This window comes from Wenyingzhuangia sp. IMCC45574, assembly GCF_054182685.1.
The window spans coordinates 3,030,973-3,047,930 of the sequence record NZ_CM135169.1; the positions used below are offsets into that span (position 1 = coordinate 3,030,973).

Genomic DNA, 16,958 nt, shown 5'->3' on the forward strand with positions numbered 1-16,958 from the left:
TCTTAAATATAAGGTTTATTTAGGTGTTATTTATAGATGAATCTCTAACATTTAGTCTTCCATTTAAAACAATTGTTTGGGGAACAAATATTCCTTTGTTTTCAATTTGTTCAAGTAATAAATTGGCAGCTGTTTGACCAATGTCTTTTGTAGGTTGTTCAACAGAAGTTAGCGCAGGATAAATATGTTTGGCTAAACTAGATTCTGTAAATCCTACAAATGCAATATCGTTTGGTATGTTGTAGCCATTTTGTTTAAACACATTCATGGCTCCAATAGCAGAAGGGTCGTTAGCTGCAAAAATAGCTCTAGGAATTTCATTTTTATCAATCATTTCCTGAGCAATTTTTTCTCCATCTTCCATTCTAAACCCACATTTTACAATTTTTCCAGGTTCCAATCTATGTTTTCTATGCGCTTGTTCAAAACCTTTTAATCGGTTTTTGGTCAACGTTAAGTTTTCTGTACTCGTAAGATGAACAATGTTTTTGTAACCTTGTAGTATCAAATGTTCAGTTGCAAACAAAGCCCATTTAAAATCATCAAACAAAACTTTAGATGCTGGTATGTCTTCTACGGCTCTGTTAAAGAACACAATTGGAATGTCTAATTTTAAAAGACTTTTGTAGTAGTCATTGTTTTTACATTCAGAGGTTAGCGAAATAATTAAACCATCAACCATATTGTCTACCAAGGTTTCTACATTCTTTTTCTCTATTTCCCAAGAATGATTAGACTGCATTACTAAAACTTGATAGCCTTTATCATGAAGAATTTCTTGTGCCCCTAACATTACTTTAGGAAAAAAACTATTCTCAAATTCTGGAACTACCACACCAATATTAAAAGAGCGTTGTTGAATTAACTTTCTAGCAATAGGGTTAGGGCGATAGCCAATCTCTTCAGCCGTTTTTAAAATCAAATCACGAGTTTCTGGTTTTATATCGTATTTGTTATTAAAAGCTCTTGAAACTGTAGAGATGGAAACGTTTAGTTTTTTTGCAACGTCCTTAATTGTAATGTGTTTCATTTGATGAAATTACAATAAAAAAACATTTCCGACAAATCCCGAAAACGTTTCCGTTTAAAATAGCTGTTTCGGAAACGTTATCGGAGCGAGTATTCTTTTTGCTAGGTGTATGTCTGTTTTATTATGACTAATTTGCTGTAAAATCATAAATAGAGTATGGGAACTATAGATATTTCGGTTATTTTCATTTTTACATTTTTAGTTTTTATCTGCGGGATGAGTTTTTCTAAAGCAGGTAAGAATATGAAGTCTTATTTTGCTGCGGGTGGTGCTTTGCCATGGTGGATGAGTGGGCTTTCTTTGTTTATGAGTTTTTTCTCTGCGGGTACTTTTGTGGTGTGGGGTTCTATAGCTTATAAAACTGGATGGGTTGCTATCGCAATTCAATGGACCATGTGTATTGCTGGAATTATTATTGGTTTTTTTATCGCTCCAAAATGGCAGAAAACAAAAGCTCTTACAGCAGCTGAGTTTATTACAGACAGATTAGGGGTAGGAACCCAAAAGATATATACTTATTTATTTTTAGCAATATCAATTTTTACAACAGGAGCTTTCTTGTACCCAGTTGCTAAAATTGTAGAGGTGTCTACAGGGATACCTATTGTGGCAAGTATCATTTTCCTTGGAATCTTAATTTTAATTTATACTACAGTTGGAGGATTGTGGGCTGTAATTGTAACAGATGTACTACAGTTTGTAGTGTTAACTGCAGCAGTACTTATCGTAGTGCCACTTTCTTTTGATAAAATTGGAGGAGTAGAGAATTTTGTAGCAAAGGCTCCAGAAAACTTCTTTAACTTTTTTAACGATGAATATTCACCTCTTTTTATGGTGGCTTTTGGATTCTATAATTTATTCTTTATAGCGGGTAACTGGGCTTACGTACAACGTTATACAAGTGTAGCTACTCCAAAGGAAGCTAAAAAAGTAGGATGGCTATTTGGTGGTTTGTATACGATTAGTCCGTTAATTTGGATGTTGCCTCCAATGATATATAGAGTTTTAAATCCAGAATTATCTGGGTTGGCCGATGAAGGAGCTTATTTACTAATGTGTAAAGAAGTATTGCCTGTTGGGATGTTGGGATTAATGTTAGGAGGAATGGTGTTTGCAACGTCTAGTTCTGTAAATACAACGTTAAATATTTCTGCGGGGGTGTTAGCAAACGATTTGTATAGAGCCATTAAACCAGATACAAGCGATGTTAAATTGGTGAGAATTGGTAAAATAGCAACCATTGCTTTAGGAATTTTAACTATTGTAATAGCACTATTAGTTCCATATTTTGGAGGAATTGTAGAGGTGGTTATGAGTTTGGCAGCCTTAACAGGTGGAGCAATGTTCTTACCTCCTTTATGGGCTTTATTTTCTAAAACTTTAACAGGAAAAGGAGCTTTAGGGGTAACCATCGCATCTTTAGCGATTAATGCCTTTTTTAAATTTTTTGCACCGAGTTTACTAAATCTAAAATTAGAGAGAGCTGTGGAAATGGTAGTGGGAGTTGGACTTCCCGTTTTATTCTTGGCAATTTATGAGATAATTCAATCTTCAAAAAAGCAAACATCAGCGCAATATCTTGCTTATTCAGAATTGGTTGCGAAAAAAGAACTGTTTGAAGAAGAAGAGTCAGAAGGTTCTAGTAATAACAAAGGAGGTAGAGTAATAGGAATAGGTGTAGGAGCTACAGGTCTATTAGTAATTATACTTTCTTTTTTAGCCGATAATGGTGCCATGTTAGTTGGTGGAATGGGAGCTTTAGTGTTGTTAGTAGGAGCTGTTATTATAAAGAAGAACACAGAAAAATAGAAATAACTAAGAAATTATAACCAAGAGATTATAAATAATGATTGTACAAGATTTTAATCAGGAAGTTAGATCCAATAAAGTCCTAGATATTCAAACAGAGTTTGTAGTGATAGGAGGAGGTCTTGCAGGAGTATGTGCTGCAATTACAGCAGCAAGAAAAGGAACAAAGACTGTATTGGTGCAAGATCGTCCAGTTTTAGGGGGGAATGCATCTTCGGAAGTTCGTTTATGGGCTTTAGGGGCTACCTCGCACATGGGGAATAATAACCGTTGGTCTAGAGAAGGTGGAGTGGTAAACGAAATCTTTGTAGAGAATTTATATAGAAACAAAGAAGGAAATCCAGTTATTTTCGACACTGTAATGTTAGAAAAGGTGTTAAATGAAGAGAACATTACTTTAATGTTGAACACTGCGGTGTACGAGGTTGAAAAGAAGGACGATAAAAACATAAAGTCTGTTAAGGCTTTCAATCCTCAAAATTCAACTCATTACGTAATTTCTGCTCCTTTGTTTTGTGATGCATCAGGAGATGGAATTGTAGCGTTTCAGTCTGGAGCGAGCTTTAGAATTGGGGCTGAAAGTAAAGATGAATTTGGAGAATTGTTTGCTCCAGATGAATCGTATGGGGAATTGTTAGGACATTCTATATTCTTTTATAGCAAGCGTGCACCAAAACCGGTTAAATACGTAGCACCATCATACGCGTTAAAAGATATTACATCTATTCCTCGTTATAAGGTAATTGAAAAAGACGATACTGGATGTCGTTTTTGGTGGTTGGAGTATGGAGGTAGAAAAGATACCATTCATGATACAGAAGATATTAAATACGAATTGTGGAAAGTAGTTTACGGAGTTTGGGATTATATTAAAAACTCGGGTAAGTTTGAAGATGTAGACGATTTAACTTTAGAATGGGTAGGAAACATTCCAGGAAAAAGAGAAAGCCGTCGTTTTGATGGTTTGTATATGATGACACAACAAGATGTAATTGGTCAAAAACGTTTTGACGATGCAATTGCATTTGGAGGTTGGGCAATAGACTTACACCCCGCAGATGGTGTGTACAGCGAAAAATCTGGATGTACGCAGTGGCATTCTAAAGGAGTGTACGATATTCCTTACCGTAGTTTAATACCAAAAGATATAGATAACTTATTTTTAGCAGGACGTATTATTAGTGCTTCGCATGTTGCCTTTGGTACTACACGTGTAATGGCAACTACTGGGTTTACAGCTCAGGCTATTGGTATGGCGGCTAATATGTGTAATGAAAAAGGAATTACTCCTGCGCAAGTTTTAGAAAATGGAGTGATCAAAGAGCTTCAGAACGAATTGAACTTGACAGGTCAGAGTATTCCTGATGTAGCTATCTTACCTGAAAGCAATTTAGCCAGCAAAGCAACAGTATCTGGTTCATCGGAATTTGATTTATCTGAAATTGCATTTGGAGGTGAGTGGTTGTCTTTAGGAACTTCAGCAGCTATGTTGTTGCCATTGGCTAAAGAGACTCAGTATAGCTTTAAAGTAGCCGTGAACGCAACAGAAGATACTCAGTTACAAGTGGAGTTAAGAGTTTCTGAAAAAGAGAAAAATTACACTCCAGAAATTACTTTAGATACTCAAGTAATAGACGTTAAGAAAGGAGAGCAGTTTGTAACCGTAACTTTTGATAAAACATTAGACAAAGAGCAATACGCATTTGTATGTTTCATGGCCAATGATAAAGTAAGCATTCAAGAGAGTGAGCAATTGTTCTCAGGAGTTGTTTCTTTATTCAATGGAGTTAACAAAGCGGTTTCTAACAAAGGAAAACAAACACCTCCAGAAGGTTTAGGAGTAGATACTTTTGAATTTTGGATTCCTTACCGTCGTCCATCTGGTAAAAACATTGCAATGGAGATTAGTCCTGCAGTAAATGCCTATGGAGCAAACAATATAACGAATGGATATATTCGTCCGTGGGGAACTGCTAATTCTTGGACTGCCGATTTAAAAGATGAAAATCCAACGTTAAAGATTAATTGGGCAGAGAAACAAACAATTTCTAACATCAAGTTATTCTTAGACGGAGATTACGATCATGCAATGGAATCTGTGCAATTTGGTCACTACGATGCTATTGTGCCTCAATGTTTACAAGATTACGTTATTAAAACGGTAGAAGGAGAGGTGATTGCTGAGCAATTAGGAAACTATCAGACAATTAACGAGTGGCAATTAGAAGCTCCTATTGAAACAGCTGGAATTGTAATTGAAGCAAAACATCCATCTAAAACTACACCAGCTACTATTTTTGAAGTAGTTTGTAGCTAGTGATAAGTTGCTGATTTTAAGAAGGAAGAAAATTAAGCACATAGGTGCTAATCAATATGACAGATGTTTTAAGATGGCCTTAGTTTAGGGTCAATGCAAAGGTGAATATTTTTGTTAAATATCTGTTTTTGAATAAAATAAGTGTTTTGGGGTTCTCGTAAAAGAGGATTCTAAAGCACTTTTTGTTTTGTGTACCTTAGGTTTGTTTGTCTTAAATTTGATTGAAAACCAATAAAATCAATCATTTATGAGAGCATTCGTACTTTGCTTTTTTTTAGCAATTCAATTGTCAACTTTTGCCAATACCTATAATGTAATAGATTTTGGAGCCAAGGCAGATGGATCAACTAAAGATACCAAGGCAGTGCAATCTGCTATAGATACTTGTACCAAAAATGGGGGAGGAGTAGTTGTAATTCCTTCTGGAAAAACAGTAGTAATTGGAACTATTTATTTAAAAGACTATGTAACGCTTCGTGTAGAAAATGGAGCAGTTTTATTGGGGAGTCCAGACTATAAGGATTATGCTACCAATACCCATAAAAATACGTATAAGAACGAAACTCATATGGATAGATGTTTGATTTTTGCTAGTGATGCAAAATCTTTTGCTATTGAGGGATATGGAATTATTGATGGAAATGGAAGTACTAAGCATTTTAATAAAAAGAAAGGAAATGGACGTCCAATGTTACTTCGCTTTTTAAATTGTAAGGACATTCATCTAAATAATATTACGTTGCAAAATCCGGCAGCTTGGACATCTGCTTGGTTGTATTGCGATGAGATTTCGGTGAGTGGAATTAAAATTAAGAGTAGGATTAATCACAATGGAGACGGATTAGATTTTGACGGTTGTACCAATGTAAGGGTAGCTAATTGTTCTTTTGATACCAGTGATGATTCTATTTGTTTGCAAACCTCTAGACCAGACAAACCATGTAAAGATATTACCATTACCAATTGTGTGTTTACTAGTAAGTGGGCTGCCATGAGAATAGGTTTGGCTTCTAGAGGAGATTTCAATTCGGTAACAGTAAGCAATTGTACGTTTCACGATATACAAGATTCAGGCTTAAAAATTCAGATGAACGAAGGAGGGGAGATGAAAAATATGTCTTTTTCTAATATTGTAATGCGTAATGTGCCTCGTCCTATTTTTATGACTTTTTGCCAACAAAGAGCGGGAGTAGATGCTCCCCAAGAAATGCAACCAATGAAAGCTATGCACGGTTTTATTTTTGATGGAATTATTGTTGATAACAGAGAGTTAGATGTAAACTCAGCTATTTTTATTACCGGAATGCCAAAGCACGATATTACGGATGTACAATTGCATAATGTGCAAATGACTACAGCTGGTGGAGGAACCAAAGAAGATGCCAAAAGAGAAATAAAAGAATATACGCTAGAAACTTTGGGGAATTGGTGGCCAGAATTTAAAAAGGTAGGAGTGCCCATTCCGGCATCAGGAATTTATGCTCGTCATATAAATGGATTGTATGTAAACAACGTTCACTTAAAAACGGTAAACAAAGACGAGCGTCCTGCCGTTGTTTTAGACGATGTAAAGAATTACAAGGTAGAAGAAGTATACCTAAATAGAAAAGCATTGAAAAGAAAACAGTTGGTTGTAAAATAACGAACTTTCATAAGATTGTTTTTATAGAAATAAATAGTTGTTTAACTGTTTTTTGCCAATCCTACTCCAGAAAACGGAGTAGGATTTGTCTTTTTAGATAAAAAAATAAATTTAGCGACCTCTTGTAGCCCTTGTAAATAAAGGGTATAGGAAGCATAGAAACATATGTGTTTGTTAGATTAACATACGTGTTCCATTTAACGGGACTGTTGTTTAAACTTTATGGTGCGAAAATCTTCTAACTATTAGAACGAATTTAAATCAAATCACAATGAAGAAAATGTTTGCAATTTTGGCTTTGTTAGCTGTTGGGCTGAAACTAACAGCTCAGACAAAAAAGCCGAATGTGTTATGGATTTTAACCGATGATCAAAGAGTAGATTCTAATGGTTACTATAACAAGATAACTACAGGGAAAAAAGATAGCCCGTTGGGGTATATAGAATCTCCAAACTTAGATGCTTTGGCAAAAGAAGGAGTGGTGTTTACTAATTTTTACTGTAATTCACCAGCTTGCGCACCTTCTAGAGGAAGTATGGTAACTGGGAAATATCCTCACCATGCGGGAATTTACGGTTTTGAGAAAACACATAATCAGGTAGATTATTTTAACAAAACCATCCCAGAAGCTATGTCGGATAATGGGTATCAAACGGCTATGTTTGGTAAAAAAGGGTATTATATTTTTAATAGGGATAAAAAAGGAAGAGTTAGAGGTTTTCCTAATTTTTACAATCAATCAGTAATGGCTAATGAGCTAAGGAGAAATAAAAATACTACTGATTGGGATAACAGTACTGTTGCAGGAATGGTAGATGGAAAGTATACGAAAAAGGATTCCCGTGTAAATTTTTATTATCCAAATGGAGTACATAAATCATTCTCTAGAACCAACAAAATTTCTGCTGACGAGAAAAAGTTAAAGAAGCAAGTAGAGGAAGAATTAGACATTTTATACGCTTACACAAGAAGTAGTTCCGATTTAATTATTGGAGGAGTAAACTCTATGCCATCAGATAAAACATTAGATGGAAATATTACTAGAGAGTTTTTAGATTATTTAAAAAATGAAAATAAAACCTATCAATCTCCTGTAGGGAAAAAAATGCAAGGGGTAGATTCATCTAAACCATTTTTTACGAGTTTAAGTTATCACTTTCCTCATACACCTGTTATGCCACCAAAAGAGTTTAGGGATAGGTTTAAAGGTAAAAAATACAAGATTCCAGCTTTTAGTAAATCGGAATTAAAAAAGTTACCTCCTCAGCTGCAAAAGTTATATAGCAAAGGAAAGATAGACGATTTAACAGAAAGTGAAAAACAACAAGCTATTAGAGATTATTATGCTTTTTGTGCTTATGGAGATGCTCAGATTGGTAAAGCTGTAAAAGCGTTTAAAGCATATAGTAAAAAACACCATCAAGAGTATGTAATCCTCTATGTGTGTGGAGATCATGGATGGCAGTTAGGGGAGCAAGGAATTGAAACTAAATTTTCTCCATGGGAAACATCAAACCATACCTCTGCTATTGTAGTTGCATCAGATCAAAAGAAATATCCAGCTGGGCAAGTGTATAAAGGATTTGCCGAGTATGTAGATATTATGCCTACTATTTTAGCTGCTGGAGGAGTAGATGTAAATTCTAAGGAATTCTCCTTTTTAGATGGATATGATTTAGGGGAGGTTTTAACAAATAAGCAACTAAAAAGAGAGTATGTAATTGCAGAATTAAACCATGTAATTGGTCCTAGAGCGTACTTAAGGACTAAAGATTTTGCTTTTTCTATGCGTACCAGAGAAAAAAATCAGAAGGCGAGTAATAAGTTGCCTCCAAACAAAAATGTTATGTGGGGGTTAGAGGCTCCAAGAAACAAAGTAGAAATGGCTTTGTACGATTTAAGGGTAGATCCTAAAGAAAGAAACAATGTAGCAAATGAGAAAGAGTATGTTGCGTTGGCAGATTGGTTTAGAACCAAATTAGGAAATATTGTATTGGGAGATGGGCGAATTGAAAGCAACTGGCAGCAAAAAAATGATTATAACAGAACGACGTTTGCACTAGGATCCGATGATAAAAAAGCAAATATCCCAAAGAAAATAATTCCAAAAGTTAAATAACAAAATAGAGAAAAGATGAAGAGAGTAGTAACAGGTTTGTTATTGATAAGTACTTTATTGGTAGCACAAAAAAAACAAAAGCCAAATATTATTGTTGTCTTAGCAGATGATATTAGTGCTAGAGAAATGCCTATATATAAATCGGATACTTGGAGTCCGCCAACAGGAGGAGATACACAAGATTTAAAATACAGAGCAAAAACACCTGTGTTAGATAAAATGGCAAAAGAAGGATTGTATATTAAAACGGCATGGGCAGCAGTAGTTTGTTCTCCAAGTAGAGCCATGATGATGACAGGACGTTATGCTCATTTACACAAATGGTGGGGGAATAAAACTACGGGTAAATATTCTGATGAAAACGGAAAACCGGGAACCTATCCTTTTTATAAAAGTTCTCCTTTAAATATTGGAGTAGTGGCTCAAAAAGCAGGGTATGCAACTATGTGGTCTGGGAAAACTCAAATGCGTAATCCTAATTTAAACAGATATGGGTTTGACGAAGGAGTTTTTACTCCAGGAGAATCATCGCAAGGGGGAGATAATCCTTTTACAGATTTTAGAATTCAGACTCAAAAGGTGAATGGAAAAAAGGTAATGCTGAATAATGATACCAAAAAAGAAGTAGATTATTATGATCAAGCAGGTTGGTATTGGAAACCTCACGTAATGTTAATGAATCATCATTCATCTAAAAAAGAATTTGAATGGTGGCCAAATACGAAAAAATCGAAAAAAGCATACGGATTAAATACTTATGGCCCAGATGTAGAATTGGATTTTATTTTTGATTTTATGGAACGAAAAACAAAAGAAAAGAAGCCTTTCTTTGTGTATCATACCACGCATTTAGGTCATGACGGATTTGACTTTTTTAATCCTGAAACCAAAACTAAATGGCCAGGTACTCCAAAAATTGAATGGAAAAATGGTAAGTACAAAAGGACTACTCCAAATGTAACAGGAGATAAGGGTGTTTACAATACACATGGAACGGTTACTGATCCGGGTATTCATAATCATATCAATTATTTAGACTACCAAATGTGGTTGTATTTAAAGAAATTGAAAGAATTAAAAATTGATAAAAATACCTTAGTAATTTTTTGTGCAGACAATGGTACAAGTGGTTATGGAAAAAATAGTGCTGAGTCTCAAAAAGGAACACACGTGCCATTTATTGTATACGCACCGGGTTTAGGGTTGACTAAAAAAGGAGAGCAGGATGTATTGGTAAATTTAGCCGATGTATTACCTACCATTGCAGAAATTGGAGGGGTAACCATTCCTAAAGATTACGAGATTAATGGGGTAAGTTTAGTGCCATTTTTAACTACAGATAAAAAAGAACATAGAGCATGGATCTATGGGTACAAAGACGGGATGCAGATTATTAGAGGGAAAAACGTATTAAAAGATGGTTATAATAAATGGTATGATGTAAGTACCACACCATCAGATTTAATTTCTTTTGCGAAGGTTAAAGATTTTAAGAACATGTCTAAAGTTGCAAAAGAAGAACAGCAGATGTTTGAAAAAGTGTTACCACAGTTCAATACTTTTAAGATAGAAAGACATGGGCCTTTAACAGAAAAGCATAGAAAACAAGTAGAAAAGCAAGAGGCTTTAAAAGCGGCAAAGGCTAAAGAGTTAAAGGCAAAAAAGAGGGCCAAGCAAAAAAAGAACAAAAAGAAGAAAAAACACTAAGTATAAATTGACTAAAAAGAACCTGTAACGAAAGTTACAGGTTCTTTTGATTTAGAGCTATCGGAAACGTTACCGATGTTGTTGTGAAATAATTTTTTAAATTTAAATAGGATGAAAAAACTAATTGTATTACTGTTATTAGCTGCTGTTTCTGCTGTGGCTCAAAAAAGTAAAAAGCCCAATATCATTTTAATATTAGCAGATGATATTAGTGCGCGAGAATTCCCAATTTATAAATCCGATACATGGAGTGCTGTAGATGGGAATAAGAATTCGCAGGATCCAAAGATTAGAGCTAAGACCCCTGTTTTAGATAAAGTAGCAAAAGAAGGAATGTATGTAAAAACAGCTTGGGCTTCTGTTGTTTGTTCTCCAAGTAGGGCAATGCTAATGACAGGTAGGTATCCGCATTTACACAAATGGTGGGGAAATGCCAATATAGGGAAATATACAGACGAAAAAGGAAATTTAGGTTCTTACCCGTTGTTTGCAAGTTCTCCTTTAACCATTGGACATGTTGCTAAAAAAGGAGGTTATGCAACTATGTGGTCTGGTAAAAGCCAAATGCGTACTAAGAGTTTAGACAAATTTGGATTTGACGAGGGAGTTTTTACGCCAGGAGAATCGGCTATTGAATCCATAGGAGAGAATCCGTATTCTAATTTTACGCTAACACAAAAAAAAGTAAATGGAAAAAAAGCATTGTATAATGAGGACACAGGAAAGCCGTTAGATTATCCGTATTACGCATCTTCTAGTTGGTATTGGAAACCACATGTAATGTTAATGAATCATCCTTCTTCTAAAAAACAGTTTGAATGGTGGCCAAATACCAAGAAAACAAGAAAAAAATACGGTGTAAATACGTATGGACCCGATGTAGAATTGGATTTTATTTTCGATTTTATGGATAGAAAAGTAAAAGAAGATAAACCGTTTTTTGTGTATCATACCACACATTTGGGGCATGCTGCAATGAATTACCTAAACCCAAAACGTCCTGACTTAAAATGGATTGAAACTCCAAAGATTACTTGGGAAAACGGAAAATATACAAGAGTAGAACCAAATATTACTGGGGCAAACGGAGTGTATAATACAAATAATTCTTTATCTCCTAGCGGAATTCATAGTCATGTTAATTATTTAGACTACCAAATGTGGTTGTATCTTAAAAAATTGAAGAAACTAAAAATTGATAAAAACACTTTAATAATATTTTGTGCAGATAACGGGTCGAGTAGATATGGTAAAAACAATCCAGAATCCCAAAAAGGAACACATGTACCTTTTATGGTGTATGGACCAGGGTTTAATTTTACTAAAAAAGGAGAGCAAGATGTGTTAATGAACTTGTCGGATATTTTACCAACCATTGCAGATATTGTAGGATTTAAGTTTCCTAAAGATTACGAAATTAATGGGGAAAGTATGATTCCATTCTTAACAACAGATAAAAAAACGCATAGAGATTGGGTGTATGGGTATAAAGATAATTTGCAGATAATAAGAGGTGAAAAAGTGCTAAAAGATGGTTTAAACAAGTGGTATGATGTAAGAAAATATCCGTCGGATTTGATTAGTTTTCCAGAAATTAAAGATTGGAGCACTGTTGACAAAGAATTGTTAAAAGAAAGAGATTACTTAAATGGTCTTTTGCCTGATTTTAACAAGTTTGATGAAGCAAAACACGGGCCGTTAAGTGCAGCACATAAAAGAAAAATAGAGAGACAAGAAGCAGCTAAAGCAGCATTAAAAGCAAAGAAAAAAGCGAAACAAAAAAATAAAAAGAAGAAAAATAAGAAAAAGAAACAAGGAGTATAAGAGTCCTGTGTGTATGTAAAACCTGTAAAACAATTTTACAGGTTTTTTTGTACCTATACTTTCCGTAAATTATAGATTCCTTAAGAAAGGAGATTACGATAACGTTTCCGTTGAAAATTAAAGGCTTTTTAGTGGGAAACCCTCAGAAATTTACGGGTTTTTTAAAGTAGTAAGTATCTTTATAAAACTTTGAAAAGCAGAAGCTTTTTTACATTAAACCAAAGCATTCGTTTACTAGATGAAAATTAAATCAATTAAAAAAAATAGTGTTTTAGCAAAGGCTATCACTATGTTGTTTTTTACCACATTTATAGCTTGTAGTCCAGAAGTTAAAGAGATAACGGTTGTTCCAGAAGCAGCCATGTCTTTAAATGGGTATTGGAAGTTTAACACTATTTATGGACAAGGACATAACTACATGAATGTTGTAGAAAAGAGAGGAGATATTGTTATAGACAATACAGATAGCAAACATGTAGAAGTAAAAGGAAAATGGAAAAGTAGGAAAAAAGCAGACAGAGGTTCTTCTTTCTATAAAACAGATTATTTGGTAAGCAACTTTAAAGCTGGAGAGCATAAAGATAAATACGTTCGTTTTCATCCACACTTTAAAAAATCGGGGTATTACGAGGCTTTTGTAATGCATCCTTATGCAAGTCATAGCAAAGCTCTGTACACTATTAAGCATAAAACAGGTAAGGCATCTAAAAAAATTAACTCTAGAACTTTTTGTAATGAGTGGATTAGTTTAGGAATTTTTCAGTTTGATAGTAAAGATGATAATTACGTAGAAATTACAGCAACAACAGAAGGTCAGGTACCTGCAGATGCGGTAATGTTTCAGGCTATTTCTCAACAAGCGTTTGAGGAAGCACAGGGATTGCCTAGTAAGATATTTTTGGAATCGCATGACGATTCTAAATGGCACGATTTAAAAGTTCCCGGTCATTGGGGAATGATTAACTCGTATTCTAACTATACGGGAATAGGATGGTATCGTAAAACATTTGAATTGCCATCAGATTGGTCTAAACAAGCAGATGAAAGAATCCGTATTCAGTTTGGAGCAGTATATCATTTAGCAAAAGTTTATTTAAATGGTAAATTGGTTGGAAAACACCAAGGAGGGTTAACACCTTTTGAGTTGGATATTACTGATAACGTAAAATTTGGCGAAAAGAATGTGATTGCAGTAGAAGCGAATAATGATTTTATTGTTGGAGCAACTTGGAACTGGGGAGGAATTATTAGAGATGTTACCATTAAAAAAGACAAGGATGTGCGTATTAAGTTGCAATATATGCATGCAGATCCTGATTTGGAAAAAGGAACAGCTACTGTTGAGTTAAAAGTTAAATTGGAGAACAATTCTAGCGAGGTTAGAAAGGTAGATGTGCTTTCTAAAATAAAGGGGATTGCAAATGTAGCGTTATTTGAGGAAGGTGTTGAGGTTGCAGCAAATAGTATAAAAACGATTGTTTTAAAAGGAAAATTAGAAGCTAAAGATGTAACGTTATGGCATTTTGATGCTCCTCATTTGTATACTTTACAAACCACTATTTCTGATGACAATGGAGCTTTAGATTCTCAGGTTGATGATTTTGGAATCCGAAAAATTGAATTGACCAAGTCTCAGATGTTGTTAAACGGTGAGCCAATTAGAACAGGAGGATTCAACCGTGTGAGTGAAAACCGCTTTTTTGGTTCTTCTGAGCCATTAGAGATTTTAGAGAGAGATGTTGATTTAATGAAAGCATCGGGGGCAAACTTTATGCGTATCATGCATGGGACTCAAAATGAAAAATTGATTGAGTTGTGTGATAAAAAAGGAATTTTATTGTTTGAGGAAGTAAATGTTCGTCATCTTGAAAATCCTGAGTTTATAGCTCCAGAGTATCCTTTAATTAAGCAGTGGGCTAAGGAAATGATAGAGCGAGATTACAATCACCCAAGTATTATTGGTTGGAGTGTTGGTAACGAGTTAAAGTTACATTACGATTATGCAAAAAACATGATGGACTATGTTCGTACAGAATTAGATGGGCATCGATTGTTGACTTGTGTGAGTAATTCGGGGCAAAAGGCTGCATATACTCCAGAAACGGACCCAAATACACATGTAGATGTAATTATGCACAATATGTATAGATGGCAAGGAAAGCCTCAGGAGATTTTAAATACTTTAAGAGAAAAATGGCCAAACAAACCAATTTTCATCTCAGAGTATGGTTTTGACCCGTACCCAACAGCTTCTTTAGATGGCGATAAGCCAATTGTATCGGAGTGGAATAATCATTACAGAGGGAAAAATGAATTTGTAATTGGTACTTCTATGTGGACGTTTAACGATTATAGAAGTAGTTATGGTGGAACATCTGCAGAAGAAAATAGAGTTTGGGGAGTGGTGAATGTTTGGGGACAATACAGACGTTTGTTCGATCGTTTCCAGAAAGAAAACAGTCCTATAAAAACCATAAAACTTGGAGCGATAGACATTGCAAAGAAATCTGCTTCTATTGTAATTGTTTCAAAAGCAATGAGTAATTACCCAAGTTACGCTTTAAAAAATTACATGCTTGTTACTACGGTAACAGACGAAACAGGAAAGATTCTTTCTGAAAAACAAGAATCGTTACCATTGTTAAAGCCTGGAGCTACTTGGGAAGGAAGAGTTGAGTGGGATAAATTGGAGAGTCCTTATAGGTTGAAAGTAAAACTGATAAACCCGTTAGGTTACGAAAGAGCTAAAGAGGAGGTGTTCTTTACAGTACCTAATACGCCAACTATTGCTCAGGTAATTTCTGGAAAAAAAGAAGTTAGAGTTTACTTTAATAAAGCATACGGAGTTAAAGAATATATAGCTGCTTATAAGACAAAAGGTGGAGCTTATCAGTATACAAAACCTACCATTTCAAATTTTATAGACATAGATAGCTTAGCGAATTCAACCTACCAAGTTTCTTTAATAGCCATGAATGGAAAAGGAGAAAGTGCTCCATCTAAGGAAGTAACCGTAAGGTTAGGAAACAAAATATTACCTCCTGTTGTTTGGCATTCTTTTATTGACGATCAGAAATTAGTGATTGGTTATTCTAGTGATTTTGTAGATGGAAATTACACCGTTGCATACGGAACCAATAAAGGGTTGATGAAAGAAGAATTTGTAACAAATGTAAGAGGGATGATGACGATTGATTTAAAAGAGACTGTAAACACACCAATTTACTTTAAGATAAAAAGAGAGGTAGATGGAAAAAGTAGTGAGTGGTCTAACCTAATAGAAACAGGTTTAAAGCTTGTAGAGTAGTAGAAAAGTTTCTAAAGAAAAACGATAAACCATTAAACCAAAGTATAAAAAATGAAATTTATTATTTCAACAATTTGCGCAGTCGCTTTATTGGCTTCTTGTGCTCAGAAATCGAAAAAGGCTCAGGAAGAAAAAACAGAAGAGCGTATTGAGAATTACAAAATAGAGTTTGGAAAAGTTGCTAAAACCTCTGTCTTTAATGAAGAAGGTAAGAGTGTTTGGGGAGGAACTTTAGTAAAAGGAGAAGATGGATTGTATCATATGTTCTATTCAAGGTGGCCAAAAGACATTGGATGGGAGTGGGTAAATTATTCAGAAATAGCACATGCTACCTCTACATCGCCATTTGGACCTTTTACATTTAAGGATGTTGCATTGGGAGAAAGAGCGAATGATAAGTGGGACGGTACTACAACCCACAATCCTGTAATTTTAAAAATTAAAGGGAAGTATTACCTATATCATATGGGAAATACAGGGGATAAAAAGATTGTGAGTGTACCAGGAAAAGCAAAAATTAATTGGCAGCACAGAAACAATCAAAGAATTGGAGTTGCTGTGGCAGATTCGCCAAATGGGCCTTGGACACGATTTGATAAGCCTGTGTTAGATATTAACCATGAGGATGAAAATGCATACGATGCTTTAATGACATCAAATCCTTCTGTTTGTGAAATGAAGGATGGAAAAATATTAATGGTGTATAAAGCTGTAGGTAAAAAGTTCCCGTTGCCTGCTGGTGGGCCAGTAGTGCACATGGTTGCTATTGCAGACAGTCCAACGGGACCTTTTAAGAAATTTCCAGATCCAGTATTTGTGTTCCCAGGAGAGCGTTTTCCTGCAGAAGATCCATACATATGGTACCAAGACGGAAAATACAGAGCCATTGTTAAGAGAATTAAGTTCGAAGGAAAGAAAAGGTTATTCTCTTTGGTTCACTACGATTCTGAAGACGGAATTAAATGGAATAAAGCAAAGAACTTTGATATATCAGAGAGAAAAGTTACTTGGGAAAACGGAAGAGTGCAGCAATTTACACACTTAGAACGTCCACAAGTGTTTATTGAAAATGGAGAGCCAGTTGCTTTATTGTGTGCTGCAGATACTTTAGTAAATAATGTAAGACATTCTTTCAATATTCAAATACCATTAAAAATAACTAAAGAAAAGGAGTAATTCTTTTTTAGGATTTAAATGACATGC

At 34.8% G+C, this 16,958-nt stretch carries 9 protein-coding genes; 8 read left to right on the plus strand and 1 reads right to left on the minus strand.

What is annotated here, in order from left to right; genetic code table 11:
• Nucleotides 1–19: 19 nt before the first annotated feature.
• Nucleotides 20–1,030: a LacI family DNA-binding transcriptional regulator gene (locus ACXHHC_RS12910; protein WP_458226787.1), complete on the minus strand. Its 1,011-nt coding sequence runs from the start codon at nucleotides 1,028–1,030 to the stop codon at nucleotides 20–22.
• A 216-nt stretch (nucleotides 1,031–1,246) separates the two neighbouring features.
• Here ACXHHC_RS12910 and ACXHHC_RS12915 point away from each other — a divergent pair, with 216 nt between their 5' ends.
• The 8 genes from ACXHHC_RS12915 (at nucleotide 1,247) to ACXHHC_RS12950 (ending at nucleotide 16,931) form a co-directional block, all read left to right on the plus strand.
• Nucleotides 1,247–2,839: a sodium:solute symporter family protein gene (locus ACXHHC_RS12915; RefSeq protein WP_458226788.1), complete on the plus strand. Its 1,593-nt coding sequence runs from the start codon at nucleotides 1,247–1,249 to the stop codon at nucleotides 2,837–2,839.
• Nucleotides 2,840–2,876: 37 nt separating this feature from the next.
• On the plus strand, nucleotides 2,877–5,156 hold the full coding sequence (locus ACXHHC_RS12920; RefSeq protein ID WP_458226789.1) for an FAD-dependent oxidoreductase: 2,280 nt from the start codon (nucleotides 2,877–2,879) through the stop codon (nucleotides 5,154–5,156).
• Between the two features lie 247 nt (nucleotides 5,157–5,403).
• Entirely contained in the window at nucleotides 5,404–6,798 is a 1,395-nt protein-coding gene (locus ACXHHC_RS12925) for a glycoside hydrolase family 28 protein (protein WP_458226790.1), read from the plus strand.
• 271 nt (nucleotides 6,799–7,069) lie between these two features.
• Complete coding sequence (locus ACXHHC_RS12930; protein WP_458226791.1) at nucleotides 7,070–8,917, plus strand: sulfatase-like hydrolase/transferase; 1,848 nt, start codon at nucleotides 7,070–7,072, stop codon at nucleotides 8,915–8,917.
• 15 nt (nucleotides 8,918–8,932) lie between these two features.
• The gene (locus tag ACXHHC_RS12935) at nucleotides 8,933–10,624 is read left to right on the plus strand and encodes a sulfatase-like hydrolase/transferase (protein ID WP_458226792.1); all 1,692 of its coding nucleotides are present in this window, start codon (nucleotides 8,933–8,935) and stop codon (nucleotides 10,622–10,624) included.
• 111 nt (nucleotides 10,625–10,735) lie between these two features.
• On the plus strand, nucleotides 10,736–12,448 hold the full coding sequence (locus tag ACXHHC_RS12940; protein WP_458226793.1) for a sulfatase-like hydrolase/transferase: 1,713 nt from the start codon (nucleotides 10,736–10,738) through the stop codon (nucleotides 12,446–12,448).
• 238 nt (nucleotides 12,449–12,686) lie between these two features.
• Nucleotides 12,687–15,755 carry a glycoside hydrolase family 2 TIM barrel-domain containing protein gene (locus ACXHHC_RS12945; protein WP_458226794.1) on the plus strand — a complete coding sequence of 1,023 codons (3,069 nt, stop codon included), beginning with the start codon at nucleotides 12,687–12,689 and terminating at the stop codon, nucleotides 15,753–15,755.
• A 51-nt stretch (nucleotides 15,756–15,806) separates the two neighbouring features.
• A complete protein-coding gene (locus tag ACXHHC_RS12950) occupies nucleotides 15,807–16,931 on the plus strand; it encodes a glycoside hydrolase family protein (protein WP_458226795.1) in 1,125 nt (374 codons plus the stop codon).
• Nucleotides 16,932–16,958: the final 27 nt, after the last annotated feature.

Excerpts from the sequence above, each read along its gene's own strand:
- ACXHHC_RS12945 (WP_458226794.1), top strand. The coding sequence starts at position 12,687 with ATGAAAATTAAATCAATTAAAAAAAATAGTGTTTTAGCAAAGGCTATC.
- ACXHHC_RS12950 (WP_458226795.1), top strand. The coding sequence starts at position 15,807 with ATGAAATTTATTATTTCAACAATTTGCGCAGTCGCTTTATTGGCTTCT.
- ACXHHC_RS12935 (WP_458226792.1), top strand. The coding sequence starts at position 8,933 with ATGAAGAGAGTAGTAACAGGTTTGTTATTGATAAGTACTTTATTGGTA.
- ACXHHC_RS12920 (WP_458226789.1), top strand. The coding sequence starts at position 2,877 with ATGATTGTACAAGATTTTAATCAGGAAGTTAGATCCAATAAAGTCCTA.
- ACXHHC_RS12925 (WP_458226790.1), top strand. The coding sequence starts at position 5,404 with ATGAGAGCATTCGTACTTTGCTTTTTTTTAGCAATTCAATTGTCAACT.
- ACXHHC_RS12915 (WP_458226788.1), top strand. The coding sequence starts at position 1,247 with ATGAGTTTTTCTAAAGCAGGTAAGAATATGAAGTCTTATTTTGCTGCG.
- ACXHHC_RS12940 (WP_458226793.1), top strand. The coding sequence starts at position 10,736 with ATGAAAAAACTAATTGTATTACTGTTATTAGCTGCTGTTTCTGCTGTG.
- ACXHHC_RS12910 (WP_458226787.1), bottom strand. The coding sequence starts at position 1,030 with ATGAAACACATTACAATTAAGGACGTTGCAAAAAAACTAAACGTTTCC.
- ACXHHC_RS12930 (WP_458226791.1), top strand. The coding sequence starts at position 7,070 with ATGAAGAAAATGTTTGCAATTTTGGCTTTGTTAGCTGTTGGGCTGAAA.